13 protein-coding genes are annotated in these 14016 nt (G+C 71.5%); 5 read left to right on the top strand and 8 right to left on the bottom strand.

Going from position 1 to position 14016, the window contains the following annotated elements; all coding sequences use genetic code 11:
- Positions 1–40: 40 nt before the first annotated feature.
- Positions 41–1546, bottom strand: coding sequence for a M1 family metallopeptidase (locus ACFWV3_RS09495; RefSeq protein ID WP_382410085.1), 1506 nt, complete (start codon positions 1544–1546; stop codon positions 41–43).
- Positions 1547–1600: 54 nt separating this feature from the next.
- Complete coding sequence (menD, locus tag ACFWV3_RS09500; protein WP_382410087.1) at positions 1601–3169, bottom strand: 2-succinyl-5-enolpyruvyl-6-hydroxy-3-cyclohexene-1-carboxylic-acid synthase; 1569 nt, start codon at positions 3167–3169, stop codon at positions 1601–1603.
- Between the two features lie 52 nt (positions 3170–3221).
- On the opposite strand from menD, the gene ACFWV3_RS09505 reads away from it, so the two are divergent.
- The 5 genes from ACFWV3_RS09505 (at position 3222) to ACFWV3_RS09525 (ending at position 8222) form a co-directional block, all read left to right on the top strand.
- Positions 3222–4148, top strand: coding sequence for a hypothetical protein (locus ACFWV3_RS09505; RefSeq protein ID WP_382410089.1), 927 nt, complete (start codon positions 3222–3224; stop codon positions 4146–4148).
- A 10-nt stretch (positions 4149–4158) separates the two neighbouring features.
- Positions 4159–5061 carry a 1,4-dihydroxy-2-naphthoyl-CoA synthase gene (locus ACFWV3_RS09510; protein ID WP_382410091.1) on the top strand — a complete coding sequence of 301 codons (903 nt, stop codon included), beginning with the start codon at positions 4159–4161 and terminating at the stop codon, positions 5059–5061.
- Positions 5062–5090: 29 nt separating this feature from the next.
- Positions 5091–6122, top strand: coding sequence for an o-succinylbenzoate--CoA ligase (gene menE / locus ACFWV3_RS09515; protein ID WP_382410093.1), 1032 nt, complete (start codon positions 5091–5093; stop codon positions 6120–6122).
- Positions 6123–6199: 77 nt separating this feature from the next.
- Complete coding sequence (locus ACFWV3_RS09520; RefSeq protein WP_382410095.1) at positions 6200–7303, top strand: hypothetical protein; 1104 nt, start codon at positions 6200–6202, stop codon at positions 7301–7303.
- Positions 7304–7349: 46 nt separating this feature from the next.
- The gene (locus ACFWV3_RS09525; RefSeq protein ID WP_382410097.1) at positions 7350–8222 is read left to right on the top strand and encodes a 1,4-dihydroxy-2-naphthoate polyprenyltransferase; all 873 of its coding nucleotides are present in this window, start codon (positions 7350–7352) and stop codon (positions 8220–8222) included.
- A gap of 21 nt (positions 8223–8243) precedes the next feature.
- Here the strand turns inward: ACFWV3_RS09525 and ACFWV3_RS09530 are convergent, their stop codons facing one another.
- Genes ACFWV3_RS09530 through ACFWV3_RS09555 form a run of 6 tightly spaced genes read right to left on the bottom strand, consistent with a single transcriptional unit; the run spans position 8244 to position 14010 of the window.
- On the bottom strand, positions 8244–8645 hold the full coding sequence (locus tag ACFWV3_RS09530; protein WP_382410099.1) for a hypothetical protein: 402 nt from the start codon (positions 8643–8645) through the stop codon (positions 8244–8246).
- The gene (locus ACFWV3_RS09535) at positions 8645–9097 is read right to left on the bottom strand and encodes a hypothetical protein (protein WP_382410101.1); all 453 of its coding nucleotides are present in this window, start codon (positions 9095–9097) and stop codon (positions 8645–8647) included. Before ACFWV3_RS09535 ends, ACFWV3_RS09530 begins: the two co-directional genes overlap by 1 nt.
- A complete protein-coding gene (locus ACFWV3_RS09540) occupies positions 9097–10080 on the bottom strand; it encodes a hypothetical protein (RefSeq protein ID WP_382410103.1) in 984 nt (327 codons plus the stop codon). The genes ACFWV3_RS09535 and ACFWV3_RS09540 overlap by 1 nt, the downstream gene beginning before the upstream one ends.
- The gene (locus tag ACFWV3_RS09545) at positions 10077–10496 is read right to left on the bottom strand and encodes a hypothetical protein (RefSeq protein ID WP_382410105.1); all 420 of its coding nucleotides are present in this window, start codon (positions 10494–10496) and stop codon (positions 10077–10079) included. The genes ACFWV3_RS09540 and ACFWV3_RS09545 overlap by 4 nt, the downstream gene beginning before the upstream one ends.
- Positions 10496–13708: a hypothetical protein gene (locus tag ACFWV3_RS09550; protein ID WP_382410107.1), complete on the bottom strand. Its 3213-nt coding sequence runs from the start codon at positions 13706–13708 to the stop codon at positions 10496–10498. The genes ACFWV3_RS09545 and ACFWV3_RS09550 overlap by 1 nt, the downstream gene beginning before the upstream one ends.
- Entirely contained in the window at positions 13705–14010 is a 306-nt protein-coding gene (locus ACFWV3_RS09555) for a hypothetical protein (RefSeq protein WP_382410109.1), read from the bottom strand. The genes ACFWV3_RS09550 and ACFWV3_RS09555 overlap by 4 nt, the downstream gene beginning before the upstream one ends.
- Positions 14011–14016 lie beyond the last annotated feature (6 nt).

Genomic DNA, 14016 nt, shown 5'->3' on the forward strand with positions numbered 1-14016 from the left:
GATAGTGGCCAGGACGGACGCGTCCCGGCCACCTCCGGCACTACTTGTGGGCGTCCAGCAGCTCGTGCGTCAGCGCGATCTTGGCGCGCGACTTCGGCTCCGCGGCCTTCACCGACGACGACTTCGCCGCCAGGTCGGAGGCACGCCCCGGTGCCTGGGCCGGCTTGCCCTTCGTGAAGAGCCACGTCTGGAACAGCTGGTCGAGCTGCTGTCCCGAAATGCGCTCCGCCAGTGCGATGAACTCCTCGATCGTGGAGTCCGAGTACTTCTTCTCGGTGACCCTGGCGCGCAGGATCTCGAAGAACTTGTCGTCGCCCACGGCCACGCGCAGGGCGTGCAGGGCCAGCGCGCCGCGGTCGTACACGGCTCCGTCGAACACGGCGCCGGCACCGGGGTCGCCGGGCAGGACGTTCCAGAACTCGCTGTCGGCCGGGTAGAGGTCGTAGGTGAAGTCGGAGTTCTCCTGCGCCGTGCCCTCGCCGACGTGCTCGGACCAGAGGAACTCGGCGTAGGACGCGAAGCCCTCGTTCAGCCAGATGTCACGCCAGTGGTGCACCGACACGGCGTCGCCGAACCACTGGTGGGCCAGCTCGTGCGCGACCACGTAGGTGTTGGCGCCGCGGCGGAAGAAGCCCGTGTCGTAGTTCGGGCGGGTCTGGTTCTCCAGCGCGTAGCCGAGGTTCGGGGTGACCACGCCGCCCTGCGCCTCGAACGGGTACGGGCCGAAGTTCTCCGACAGGAACTCGATGACCTCGGGCGTGCGCTCGACGCTGGCCTTGGCCGCGTCCGCGTTCTCGCCGAGCCGCTCGGAGTAGGCGTTGACGTACGGCTGGCCCGAGGGCGTCGTGCCCTGGCGGAGCTCGAACTGGCCGATGGTCAGGAACGTCAGGTAGGTCGCCTGCGGCTTGGTGCTGCGCCAGTTCCAGCGGGTGTAGCCGTTGATCTGCTTGGTGGCGCCCACGAAGGTTCCGTTCGAGACCGCCTCGACGCCGTCCGGGACGGCGACGTTGACGTCGAACGTGGCCTTGTCGGTCGGGTGGTCGTTCGACGGGAACCACCAGGAGGCGATCTCCGGCTCACCGATGGCGAGGGCGCCGTCGACCGTCTTGGTCCACGCCGTGAAACCGTTGCGGTCCTTGACCGTCGACGGCGAGTCGGCGTAGGTGACGACGATCGTCAGGTCCTGGCCCTTGCGGACGCCGCCGCGCGGGGTGAGGGTCAGCTCGCCGCCGTCCGAGACGAACGAGGCCGGCACGTTGTTGATCCGCACCGACTTCACCTTGAGCAGGAAGTCCAGGTTGAACTGCGTGAGGTCCTCGGTGGCCTTCGCGAGGATCGTCGTGGTGCCCGACAGCTGGTCGCCGGTCGGGTTGTAGTTGAGCCTGATGTCGTAGTGGGAGACGTCGTACCCACCGTTGCCGTAGGTCGGGAAGTACGGGTCACCGACGCCGGGGGCGCCAGGGGCCGCCGCCAGCGCCGTCCCCGCGAAGAGCGTCATCGCGGCCGCGGACGCCACCGCGGCCGTCGCCTTGGTTCTCATCGACATGCGGCGGACGCTATCCAGACGATCATGGGCGAGCCACCGACTTCCGTATGTTTCCTACCTGCTGAAAACGATTGACACCGTCGCCTTGAGACGTTCGTGCAAAGACCGCAGTTCGTCCCGTTTCGCCTGCACTTCCACCACTTGGAGGCCCTGCGGTGCCGCAAGTGCGCTACGGAACTCCTCCGCGTCGTCCACAATGGAGTGCCTAATTCGGTAGCCCGCGCACAAAGCGGTCAGATCAGTCCCGTGCGGAGTGCCGAAAACGCGCTCGAAACTCGGGTCGTACTTCGGAGCACCTTGTTCCAGCAACGAGAAAATCCCGCCGCCGTCGTCGTTGAGGACGACGATCGTGAGGTCCGGCCGGTGGTCGGCGAGCAGACCGTTGCTGTCGTGCAGGAACGTCAGGTCGCCCATCAACGCGTACGACGGCCCGTCGTGCTCCACCGCCAGCCCGATGGCCGTGGACACGCTCCCGTCGATGCCCGCCGCACCCCGGTTCGCGTGCACGACGACGTCCGTCCGGCGTTCGCCCGCGAAGTCGACGTCGCGGATCGGGTTGGACGAGCCGACGAACAGCAGCGACCCCGGCGGCACCGCCTGCGTGAGGTCGCGGGCGACGTGCAGGCCGGTCGGCCACGGCTGCGCGTCCAGCAGGTCGTCGACGGCCTCGCCGACGTCCTTCACCGCGCTCTGCCACGCCTGCGTCCACGCACCGTCGAGCCGCGCGGGCTCGGGCAGCCAGGTCGACGCACTGGTCGCGGTGAACGGCACGTCCGGCCAGAGCGCCTGCTCCCCGACGGCCTGCACGCGGGTGCCCCTGAGCACCGACTGCTGCCCCCTGGACAGCGTCACCCGCCCCACCACCAGCACCGCGTCGGGCCTGAGGTGCTCCGGCAGACCCGCGTTGAGCAGCAACGACCCGTGCCGCAGACCACCGGGCGCGGTCGGCTCGGCGATCACCGGCCAGCCCAGCTCCGAGGCCGCGCGCAACCGCTCCGGCCGGTCGTCGCCGAGCAGCACCAACGTGCGGGCGGGCAGGTCCGACGGCCGCGTCTCGACGGTGAACGTGCGGTCCGTCTCCGTCCACACAGCGCGGTCCGACGACGGCCACGCGTCGTCGTCCGGCGTCAGCGGCGGCCGAAAGGGCACGTTGACGTGCGACGGCCCGTCGGTGGCGATCGCACGGCACACCAACGAGCGCGTGGTCGGCTCGTCGGCGCCCTCCGGCATGTGCAGGGTGGGGATGCCGAGCACGTCGTGCTGGTTGATCGTCTGGCTGGCACCGGTGCGGTAGAGGTCGACCGGCCGGTCGGCGGTCAGCGCGATCAACGGCACCCCGGTCAGCTGCGCCTCGACCACGGCCGGGTGCAGGTTCACCACGGCGGTGCCACTCGTGCAGGTGACGACAGCGGGCGTGCCCGTCTTGGCCAGTCCGAGCGCGAGGAACCCCGCACTGCGCTCGTCGATGCGCACGTGCACGGTGAGCAGGCCCTTCTGCTCGGCCTGGTGCAGTGCGAACGACAGCGGGGCGTTGCGCGAGCCGGGGCACAGCACGGCGTGGCGGACGCCGTTGCGGACCAGTTCGTCGACGATCAGCCTCGCCTGCGTCGTGGACGGGTTCATCCCTCGATTGTCCCAGCAGGCGCCGATAGCCTGGTGGGAGCGGGGGTGGGGGATGCCGGACGAGCCCGAGGTGCGCAACGAGATCAGCGGTCAGGTGTTCGGACCGTCCGTGCAGGCGGGCCGGATCGAAGGCGGCGTGCACTTCTACGGCCACCCGTCCGCCCACGGCGTGCCGGCCGCCCCGCCGGAGCCGGTGCTGCCGCCACGAGACCGATGGCTGACGTGGACAGGCATCGCCACGATCATCGTCACGCTCGCCGACTTCGTCCTGGTGCCTCGTCTGCTCGGCTGGCCGCCGCTCTTCGGCACCGGCGCGGTCCTGACCGACGTGCACCAGTTCTTGCGCGTGTTGGACGTCTACGCGAGCGATCTGGTCGCACTCGCGTGGGCGTGGTTCCTCGGCTGGCAGTTGTGGACCGGCTGGGACCTGACCACGCGCCGGCGGCAGAACCACGGCCGGGAACGGCACGTCGGCCAGCTCGCCCTGTGGTTCTCGCTCCTCCCGGTCTACGCCGTCGGGGCGTCGTTCGGCTCGGTGCTGCCGTTCCTCCTGGCGGCAGGGCTGGCGGTGTCCTCGCTGGTCCGCAGCCCACGGGCACTGGTTCCGCACCGCGTCGCCTGGGCTGCGACCGCCGGGCTCGTCGCGGCGTCGACCTGGCTGCCGGTCGAGGTGGTCACGCTCTGGAGCACGCCCGCCCCGGTGGCGTGGCGGATCGCCGGGCTGCTGCTGTTGCTGCCGATCGTCGCGGTCCCGGTCCACGCGATGCTGGTCTTCCCCGGCACACAGGCGGGCTGCGTCCTGCGGACCTGGCTGAACAGCCTCGGCGCCAAGTTCGGGGTCACCCTCCTGATCCTGGCGATCGACTCGTCCGCCGTGCTGTCCAAGACGGTCGCGATCGTCCTGCCGATCCTCGGGATGCTCGCGATGAAAGCCGTCGTGCACGTCCTCGGGGAACGGACCAGGGGTGAAGCGGCCTAGAGTCTCGGTCGTGGCAGATCAGGAGCTCTTCGACCCGTCGTTGTGGAAGCCGATCGAGGGCTTCGACTTCACCGACATCACCTACCACCGCGCGCTCGACCAGGGCACGGTCCGCATCGCGTTCAACCGGCCCGAGGTGCGCAACGCGTTCCGGCCGCACACGGTGGACGAGCTGTACCGGGCGCTGGACCACGCGCGGATGTCGTCGGACGTCGGGTGTGTGCTGCTGACCGGCAACGGGCCGAGCCCCAAGGACGGCGGCTGGGCCTTCTGCAGTGGCGGTGACCAGCGGATTCGCGGGCGCAGCGGCTACCAGTACGCCTCGGGTGAGACGGCGGAGACCGTGGACCCGGCGCGCGCGGGCAGGTTGCACATCCTGGAGTGCCAGCGGCTGATCCGGTTCATGCCCAAGGTCGTCATCGCCGTGGTGCCGGGCTGGGCCGCGGGCGGTGGGCACAGCCTGCACGTGGTGTGCGACCTCACGCTCGCGAGCGAGGAGCACGCCAAGTTCAAGCAGACCGACGCGGACGTCGGCTCGTTCGACGGCGGCTACGGGTCGGCGTACCTGGCGCGGCAGGTCGGGCAGAAGTTCGCTCGGGAGATCTTCTTCCTCGGGCGGACGTACTCGGCGCAGGAGATGCACGAGATGGGCGCGGTCAACGCCGTCGTGCCGCACGCCGAGCTGGAGACGACGGCGCTGGAGTGGGCGCGCGAGATCAACGGCAAGTCGCCGACCGCCCAGCGGATGCTGAAGTACGCGTTCAACCTGATCGACGACGGACTGGTCGGTCAGCAGCTGTTCGCCGGTGAGACGACCCGTCTCGCGTACATGACCGACGAGGCCGTCGAGGGGCGTGACTCGTTCCTGGAGAAGCGCGACCCCGACTGGTCGAACTACCCGTACTACTTCTGAGCCCGCACTCCTCTTGGGCAGGTAAAAGCATGCTCGACGAACTGCGCGCGGCGCTGCGCGACGGCGACCCGCTGGTGGACGGCCCGCTCGAGGGCTGGGAGAAGCGGGCCGTGCTCGGCGTGCCCACCTCCGGCTCGACCGGTGAGCCCAAGACCGTGCTGCTCGACGCCGACGCGCTGACGTCGTCGGCGCACGCCACCCACGAGCGGCTGGGCGGGCCCGGGACGTGGTTGCTCGCGTTGCCCACCAACCACATCGCGGGCGTGCAGGTGCTCGTGCGGTCGATCATCGCGGGCACCACGCCCGGCGAGCTCGACCTGACGCACGGCTTCCGCGCCATGGGTTTCGCGCAGGCCGCACGGCCCGTGCTCGCCGAACCGGGACGCCACTACACCGCCCTCGTGCCGACGCAGCTCTCCCGGCTCGTCGTGGGCGAGGGGCCGGGGCTGGAGGCGCTGCGGCAGTTCGACGGCGTGCTGATCGGCGGGGCCGCCACCCCGCCGAAGCTCCTGCAACAAGCGCGTGACCTGGGCGTCCAGGTCGTCACGACCTACGGCATGAGCGAGACGGCCGGCGGGTGCGTCTACGACGGCGAACCGCTGCGCGACGTCCGGGTCCGCACCGACGAGGTGATCGAGCTCAGCGGGCCCGTGCTGGCCCTGGGCTACCGCGGTGACGCGGAGCCGTTCGGCGAGTGGTTCCGCACCGGCGACCTCGGGCGGGTGCACGACGGGCGGTTGGAGGTGCTGGGCCGGGCGGACGACGTGATCGTCACGGGCGGCGAGAAGGTGCCTCCGGTGCTGGTCGAACGGGCTCTGGCGACCGTCGAAGGCGTGCTGGAGGCCTGTGTCGTGGGCGTGCCGGACGACGAGTGGGGCCAGGTGGTCGCGGCGGCGGTCGTGGCGCGCGGCGAGGAGCCGTCGCTCGACGAGCTGAAGTCCGTCGTCGCGGCGGCCGTGGGCAGGGCGGCGACGCCGAAGCTCGTGAAGTTCGTGCACGAGCTGCCGCTGCGCGGACCGGGGAAGGTCGACCGGACGGCCGTCGCCGACTCCTTTAGGTGAACCTTTACCGCTGAGGACAACTCTCCCCGCGAAGCGCACGGAATCCTGTGCCGTGCGCGTTAGCGATGGGGGTTCTCATGCGCTTCCTGATACCGCTGGTCGCCGGCACCGCGCTGGTGGCCGGCCTGGCGTCGCCCGCTCACGCGGAACCCGCCTCCAACGAGTGGACCGCCGACGTCAGCGGGCAGTCCGCCACGTGGGGCGGGTCGCCGAAGATCGGGCTGATCCCGCTCGGCACGCACAGACTGGCTCGTCCCGCCAACGCGGTCACGGCGGCGGTGACCGGCGACGGCGTCGTCGACGTGCGCGGTCTGCGCGCGGACGGGCAGTGGACCGAGTGGTACGAGGCGTCCCCGGCCGAGCCGGTGACGCTGCCGGTGACCACCTCGACGATCGAGTCGCGCGTGGTCCTGCACAGCGGCAAGGCCTCGAAGGTCAAGGTCTCGGCCACCACGGCTCCGGCCAAGGGCGACTTCGCGGCTGCGGCAGCGGGCCTCGCCTACCGCGTCTACGCGACGCGCGAAGGCCTCGTCGGCGGCACCACGGCGAACGGGCACGTGATCCGGTCCCGCGACCACTTCGTGGCGCTGCCGTCACGCCGTGGCCTGGCGAACAAGAACTCCGGCAACTACAGCGTGCAGATCTGCGCGTCGAGCGGCCGGTGCGAGTGGGCGCCGGTGTGGGACGTCGGCCCGTGGAACACCAAGGACGACTACTGGAACGCGTCCTCGACCCGGGAGACGTTCAAGGACCTCCCGCAGGGCAAGCCGGAGGCGCAGGCGGCCTACGAGGACGGCTACAACGGCGGCAAGGACGGCTCTGGCCGCAAGGTCGCGAACCCCGCGGGCATCGACCTCGCCGACGGCACGTTCTGGGACGGCCTCAAGCTGACCACGAACTCCTGGGTGACGGTGACCTATCTGTGGACCGGCTCCGGTCCTGTCGGGACGGTGCGCACCGCCGACGCCGCCGGCACGGTGAACGTCCGCAGCGGCGCGACGTCCTCGGCCTCGCAGGTCGGCCTCGCCGCGAACTACGCGCAGGTCCGGGTGACCTGCCAGCTCACCGGTGAGTCGGTCTCGGGCACGCAGGGCACCTCGAACATCTGGTACCGCATCGCGTCCGGCAAGCACATCGCGAAGGCGTACGTGGCGGGCGTCTCGGGAGCGACCACCTGCTGATCCACCCGTCGGCGGGTCCTCAGGCGCCATGACGGAGGATGGAGGCATGGCCTCAGTCGTCCAGTGGATCCAGGGGACCCGCCCGCGCACCCTGCCGAACTCGATCGCGCCCGTGGTCGTGGGCGCGGCGGCCGCCCACCACATCGACGAGTTCAACGCGCTGTACACGGTGCTCGCGCTGGTCGTGTCGGTCGCGTTCCAGATCGGCGTGAACTACGCCAACGACTACTCCGACGGCATCCGCGGCACCGACGACAACCGCGTGGGCCCGTTCCGCCTCACCGGGTCCGGCGCCGCCGAGCCCGCGAAGGTGCGGCTGGCGGCGTTCATCTCGCTGGGCGTCGGCGCGGTGGCCGGGCTCGCGCTCGTGGCGCTGTCCGGGCACTGGTGGCTGCTCGCGTTGGGTGCCGTGTGCATCGCGGGAGCGTGGTACTACACGGGCGGCAAGCGTCCGTACGGCTACGCGGGCCTCGGCGAGATCGCCGTGTTCCTCTTCTTCGGCCCGGCCGCGGTGCTGGGCACGCTCTACGTGCAGACCGGCGAGATCACCGGCATCGGCATCGGCGGGTCCATCGCGATGGGCTCGATCTCGGCCGCGGTGCTGGTGGCGAACAACCTGCGCGACATCCCGACGGACGCCGTGTCGGGCAAGCGGACCCTGGCCGTGGTGCTGGGCGACAAGGACACCCGCCGGCTGTACCTCGCGCTGATCGCCGTGCCGTTCCTGATCGCGCTGGGCATGGTCGTGCGGGTGCCCTACGCGTTGCTGGGGTTCCTCGCGGCGCCGATCCTGCTGCCCGCCGTGCGCCGGGTGGCGGCCGGCCGTGGTGGCAAGGACCTGATCCCGGTGCTGCAGTTCACCGGGATCGCGATGCTCGCGTGGGCCGTGCTGGTCAGCGTGGGGCTCGTCCTCGACTGACCCCGGTGTGGCCGCGCGGGCTCACCACGCGTCTTCGGTGAACTGCATCGGCTCGTCGTCGTCCGTGCGCGCGGGCCTGCGCGGCGGTGGCGGCGGGGCGGTCTCGCCCTTGATCAGCTCGTCGAGCCTGGCCCGGTCGGCCTCCAGGGCCGCCCGCACCAGCGGGTCGTGGCTCGCCTCGCCCGTGAGGACCTGGCGCCAGCTCAGCCCGGCGCCCCGCGCGATGCGGTCCGCGAGCTGCCGCATCGCGGGCGAGGCGTCGCTCGACTTGGCGAACTGCATGACCCTGCGGATGTCCTCCGTGGACGGTTCCTTGCCCCGCAGGCCCTGCTGGGCGGAGCGCATGGCGCGGTCGACGTCGGCGACCGCGCCCGTCAGGAAGTCCTCCGCCGCGAGGACGTCAGGTGTCCGCCAGGCCGTCATCACCACTTGTCCTCCGTGAAGATGTCCGGGTCGAGGGCGTCACCGTCGTCGTCGGGACCGCTCCGGCGCGGCCGCTGGGCCTCCATGATCTCCTCGGCGGTCATGCCCTCCTGCAGCATCTGGAACGCCTGCTTCATCTTCTTGACGTTCTCCTGCTGCATGGCCTGCACGTCGGGGTCCTGCGCCGCCTTGCCGGAGACGACGTCCTCCCACGTGAACTCGCCCGCGTCCACCTTGCGCTTGAGCGCCTTGAGCTGCTCCGGCGCGTCGCGTTCCTGCGCGGCCCGCTCGACCTGCTGGGCGATCGCCTTGAAGTCGACCGGCGGAACCGGCGGCAGCGGCGTCTCCTTCAACCGGTTGGCGAGGTCCCGCGCCTCCTTGAAGCGCGCGTCGACCTGGGCCTCGGCGGCCCGCAGCTCCGGCGTCTTCCAGCTGTCGTTCGGGGCGGTCATCAGTTCTCCCTGCCGAAGAGGCCGCGCTGGATCGGCCTGGCGTCCCCGCGGATGTCGGTCACCTCAGCACGCTGCGCGACCGTGCGCCACTGCCGGAAGTCCACTTCGGACAACCCGAGCTCGCGCGCCGTCTCGTAGTTCTCGCCGACGTAGTGCAGCACGGCCTGCTCGCCGAGGACACCGACGATCTCGAACTCCGCGCCGCGGAAGGTGCAGAGCGTGCGGACGAGCTGGAGGTCCTCGACGACCGCGTCCGGCACCTCGAGGAACTGGGCGCCGTTCTCGTCGGTGAAGTCCGGCGGCGCGGGCTGACCGGCCACCGGGTGCAGCAGCACGCCGCCGGCGGTCGGCCCGAAGTCGACGTCGAAGTCCTGACCGCGGTAGCGGCCGATCAGTCCACGACGGACGGTCGGCCGCAGCGGAACCGGTGCCTGCCAGTACCGGCCGGGCCCGAAGCCGACGTCACCCGTGGGCACCCAGCCGACCTGGCGGTTCAGGTACTTGCCGACGCTGCGCCCCTGGCCGTCCGGCTCGAAGCGCCACAGCTCGGTGCCCGCCGGGAGCTCGGCGAGCTCCATGACGTACTCGGGGATGGGGTTCGCGCTCGGCGTGTAGCCGGTGCCGGTGAACGGCAACGGGTACACGCGCGTGGTGCCCATCTTCTGCGCGCCGTCGAGCGTGGGGCCGCCGAAGCTCGTGTCGAACAGCTCGACGGTGTGCGCCAGGAACCGCAGCAGGTACTGCGTGCCGCGCGGCCAGTCGGCGACCTTGTCGACGCCGAACGCCTCGGCGAACTCCTCGGAGGTGCCCTGCGGGAAGTCCTGCCCGCGCGTGACGAACCCGGCGGCGCGGTGCGGCTCGAACTTGCCCGGCACGACGACGTTGCCCAGGTAGAGCTGCGCGACCGCGGGGTGGACGATCTTCTGCAGGATCGTCTCCGGCCCGATGCCGGCGGCCTTGCGCACGGCCTGTGGGGTGCTCATCCCGGGTTCTTCTCCTTCCACCGCGCCAGGAAGTCGGTGCGGTCGACCTGCACGTCGTGGAGCTCGTCGACGGCGAGCGTGGCCGTGTAGCCGTTGTACTGGTCGCCTTGGAGCCCGTTCTGCTGCGCCCAGCTGTACTCGCCGCCCGCGAAGCCCGCCTCCGCCTTGCCGTCGTGCGTGCTGACGACGTTGAACGGCTGGCCGCGCCAGAGTGCGGTCATCCGTTCCTCGTACCAGGCGTCGAGGGCCGTTATCGCGACCGTCTTGAGCTCACGGCCGTTGTAGGTCTCGAACCGTTCGTCGTTCGTGTAGGTCACGCCGGGGATCTTGCGGATCCACACGTGGTGGGCGTCCTCGCTGCCCGCGAAGTACACCTCACCCCGGTACTCGGCCATCTCCTGCGAGTAGTGGGTCATCAGAGCTTCGTCCAGCCGAACTTCCGGTCGTACACGGCGTGCAGTTTCTCAGAGCCGTCCGCGTTCACCTGCCAGATCTCGGCACGATCCGGCAACGGCGTGCCGGCGTCGACGCGCCACTCCGGCATGCCGCCCATGGTGGAACCGGTGCCGGTGAACGGGTCGTAGCCGTCGTAGACCTTCGCGCTGCCGCCGGCCGCCGCCATCTGCTTCTGCGACTGCTCGTAGTGCGCCTGCTCCTGCGGCGACTGGTAGGTGTCCAGCTTCGGCCCGCCGTACGGCACGTTGTGGTTGCCGACGTTCTGGTCGTTCACCTCGTACCGCAGCTGCATCGCGTTCTGCGAGCCCGCCGGGATGGGCGTCCAGCCCTTGCCCTTGTCGTCGAGCGCGAGGCTGTCGCGCAGACCCTGCGGGGTGTTGTCGAGGACGACGTCCTGACCGCGGGCGATCGAGCCGGCCATCTGGTTCTGCCAGGTCTCGCCCCTGCTGCCGGGCGCGTGCGGCTGGTTGGGCAGGTAGGTGTCGACCGCGCTCGGGCTGAGCGCCTTGGTGACGATGTCGCCGGAGCCGACCTGGATCTGGTTGCGGACGTCGGCGACGTGCTGGGCCTCGTCCGCGCTGAGCTGGGTCGACAGCTTCTGGCTCAGGTCGACGTAGCGGTCGCGGTCGGCCTGGTTGGGCAGGATCTGCTCGAGCTGGTGCTGGTAGCCCTGGCCCTGCGCCGCCATCGCCGCCGCGTCGAAGTGGCCCTTGAGGTCGGGGCCGGTGGGCGGAGGCGGGGACGCGCCGTCGCCGTTGCCCTCGCCGCCGCTGTCCGGGTGGGCCGGGGTGGCGTCGTGCCCGGGCTCCGGCGTGTGGTCGACCGGCGGTGCGTCGTGGTCGGCCTGGGGCACGTCGTGGGGCTTGGCGTCGTCGGCACCGCTCGTGTCGGTGTCGTGGGGCTTGTGGTCGTCGTCGTGCGGCTTGGGGTCCGTGTCGTGCGGCTTGGAGTCGTCGCCGTGGGGCTTCGTGTCCGTGTCGTGCGGCTTGGTGTCGTGCTGGCCCGTCGTGTCGTGGGGCTTGGTGCCGTCCGACGCGTCGTGGGGCTTGGTCGTGTCGTGCGGCTGGCCGGGCACGTCGTGCGGCTTGGTGTCGTGCGGGGTGGTGCCGGACGGCGTCGTGTCGTGCGGGGTGGTGCCGGACGGCGTCGTGTCGTGCGGCTTGGTGGTGTCGTGCGGGGCCGTGCCCGACCCGCTCGGGGTCGAGTGGTCCGCGGTCGGGCTCGGGTGTCCGGGAGGCGAGGGCAGGCCGCCGCCGGCGCTCGGGGACGGGTGTCCCGGAGGCGACGGGAGGCCGCCGCCCGAGCTCGGCGTGTGGCCGGAGCCCGGCGTGTGACCCGTGGCCGGAGTGTGGTCCGGGGCCGGGTGTCCAGGCGGGGACGGCAGGCCGCCGCCCGTGTGGGCGGGAGCCGTGGGCGTCGCGGTGCCCGCGCTGGCGCTCGGGTGACCGGGCGGCGTGGGCAGGCCGGAGCCCGGAGCCGGGTGCGTGGACCCCGGCGTGGTGTGGTCACCGGTGCCGGAGGTGTGTCCGGGAGGCGTGGGCAGGCCGCTGCCCGAACCGGGGTGCGTTCCCGGAGCCGGGTGCGTGCCCGCGGAACCCGGCGTCGGGTGCGTGCCGGGAGTGCCCGGAGTCGGGTGCGAGCCCGGCGTCGAGCCCGAGGTCGGGTGCGTTCCGGCCGAGCCGGGGGTCGGGTGCGATCCGGGAGGCGTCGGCAGGCCGGAGCCGCCGGGACGTCCGCCGCCGGTGCCGGAGCCCGTGTTCGCGTGATTCGGCGGGGTGGGCAGGCCGGAGCCCTGCGACGGAGGCGTCGGCAGGCCGCTCGCGGGCCGTCCGGTCTGGGCGCCGCCGGCGGGCGAGCCCCCCGAGGGGAACGCCGGGACGCCGCCCGCGCCCGGACGTGAGCCCGAGCTCCTGGTCTGGTCGCCACCAGCGCCACCGGCCATCGGGGCGCCCATCGGCATGGCGCCGCCCATGGGCGTGGTCTGGTGCGACGACGGCGGGGCGATCGCCGGAGCCGCGCCGGCCGCGTGCGTCGTGTCCAGGCGCGGAGGGGCGCCGGTCGGGCCGTGACTGCCCGAGGGGACGCCGCCCGAAGCCGCCGGGACGTGTCCCGCACCGGCCGGCACGTGGCCGGAGCCCGTCGGAACGGTGCCGCCACCACCGCCGCCGCCCGCCAGTGACGGCGGCGCGGACACGGACGGGCCTGCCGCGGACGCCGCGTGCGTGGCGGGAGCGTCGGCGCCGTGCACGGCCGGAGGTGCGGAGACCGGGGCGCCGCCGGGAGCCACGGCGGACGCGGCCGCCGGTTTGGTGCCGTCGTCGGAGCCCGGCGGTGAGTAGGCCTCGCGGACCTTCGAGCCGACGTCGCGGCCGCGGTCGGCGATCTCGGTCGCCGAGTCCTTGATGGACGTCATGTCGTCGTGGATGTCGCGGACGGCGTTGCGCACGTCGCGACCGGCCTCGGCCACCTCCTGGGTGGCGTTCATGGCCTCGGCGAGCGAGTCGGCGTCCTTCAGCTTGCCGATGGCCGAGAAGACGCGGCCGACGGCGTCGAAGAGCGACTTCACGTCGGCGATGAGCTTCTGGACCGTGTCGATGATGTCCATGACACGGCGGTAGATCTGGTAGGCGTTCCAGACCATCTCGGCGGCCTTGATCCAGCCCGCCACCGGGATCCAGACGGTGGCGGCGGCCTCCAGCAGCTTGTTGACCAGGTAGTCGAGCAGGCGCGCGGCCTGCTTGCCCAGTGCCTCGGCGCCGGACGCGACCGTGTCGAAGCCCTTGGCGATCAGCTGCGCGACGCCCATCTCCGCGAGGAGACCGGCCTTCCAGCCCAGCGCGATGTAGCGCTCGTGCGCCTTCGCCGCGTCGCCGTCCCAGTGGCCGCGGACCTTGCCGACGGCGTCGGTGAGGTTGTACGAGACGTCGTTCATGGCGTTGCCGACCATGCGCCACGCGTCGCCGTCGGCGCGGATCTTCGACCAGTCGCCGGTGATCGGCGTGATGATCGTGGAGACCAGGCTCTCGCCCGTGACCGCCTCGAACACCCAGTTGACGGCCTGGACCCCCCAGCCCTGGTCGCGCAACACGTCGTTGAGGGAGGCCGTGTCCACATCGGGCTGCTTCAGCGAAGCAACCACCGGGCGCGGGTCCCGGTACGCCGCGGCCGTCACTTCAGCAACCCGTTGAAGATCGTCATCTGCGCCCGGTCGACGTCCTCGTAGACCTTGGCCGTCGTGTCGATCGCCGCCGCCGTGCCCTCGAGCTTCGTCTTGCCGAAGTCGAGCGTCTCGTCGAAGAGCGCGCGCACGATGTCCACGCCGGGCTGCAGCAACGTCAGCAGGCCGGTGAAGCCCGCCTTGTCGCACGCCGTCGCGTGGACGTACTTGCGGATCGTCTCGAACTCTTGGGCCTCGGTGCGCAGGTACTCGGCGTACGCGCGCAGCTCGGCCGCGTCGGTGAACAGCGACGACACAGGTCC

It is taken from the genome of Lentzea sp. NPDC059081, from assembly GCF_042738015.1.
In the GTDB taxonomy this organism is placed as follows: Bacteria; Actinomycetota; Actinomycetes; order Mycobacteriales; family Pseudonocardiaceae; genus Lentzea.

Coding starts and splice junctions, on each gene's coding strand:
- ACFWV3_RS09495 (WP_382410085.1), bottom strand. CDS start 1,546: ATGTCGATGAGAACCAAGGCGACGGCCGCGGTGGCGTCCGCGGCCGCG.
- menD (WP_382410087.1), bottom strand. CDS start 3,169: ATGAACCCGTCCACGACGCAGGCGAGGCTGATCGTCGACGAACTGGTC.
- ACFWV3_RS09505 (WP_382410089.1), top strand. CDS start 3,222: ATGCCGGACGAGCCCGAGGTGCGCAACGAGATCAGCGGTCAGGTGTTC.
- menE (WP_382410093.1), top strand. CDS start 5,091: ATGCTCGACGAACTGCGCGCGGCGCTGCGCGACGGCGACCCGCTGGTG.
- ACFWV3_RS09520 (WP_382410095.1), top strand. CDS start 6,200: ATGCGCTTCCTGATACCGCTGGTCGCCGGCACCGCGCTGGTGGCCGGC.
- ACFWV3_RS09525 (WP_382410097.1), top strand. CDS start 7,350: ATGGCCTCAGTCGTCCAGTGGATCCAGGGGACCCGCCCGCGCACCCTG.
- ACFWV3_RS09530 (WP_382410099.1), bottom strand. CDS start 8,645: ATGACGGCCTGGCGGACACCTGACGTCCTCGCGGCGGAGGACTTCCTG.
- ACFWV3_RS09535 (WP_382410101.1), bottom strand. CDS start 9,097: ATGACCGCCCCGAACGACAGCTGGAAGACGCCGGAGCTGCGGGCCGCC.
- ACFWV3_RS09540 (WP_382410103.1), bottom strand. CDS start 10,080: ATGAGCACCCCACAGGCCGTGCGCAAGGCCGCCGGCATCGGGCCGGAG.
- ACFWV3_RS09545 (WP_382410105.1), bottom strand. CDS start 10,496: ATGACCCACTACTCGCAGGAGATGGCCGAGTACCGGGGTGAGGTGTAC.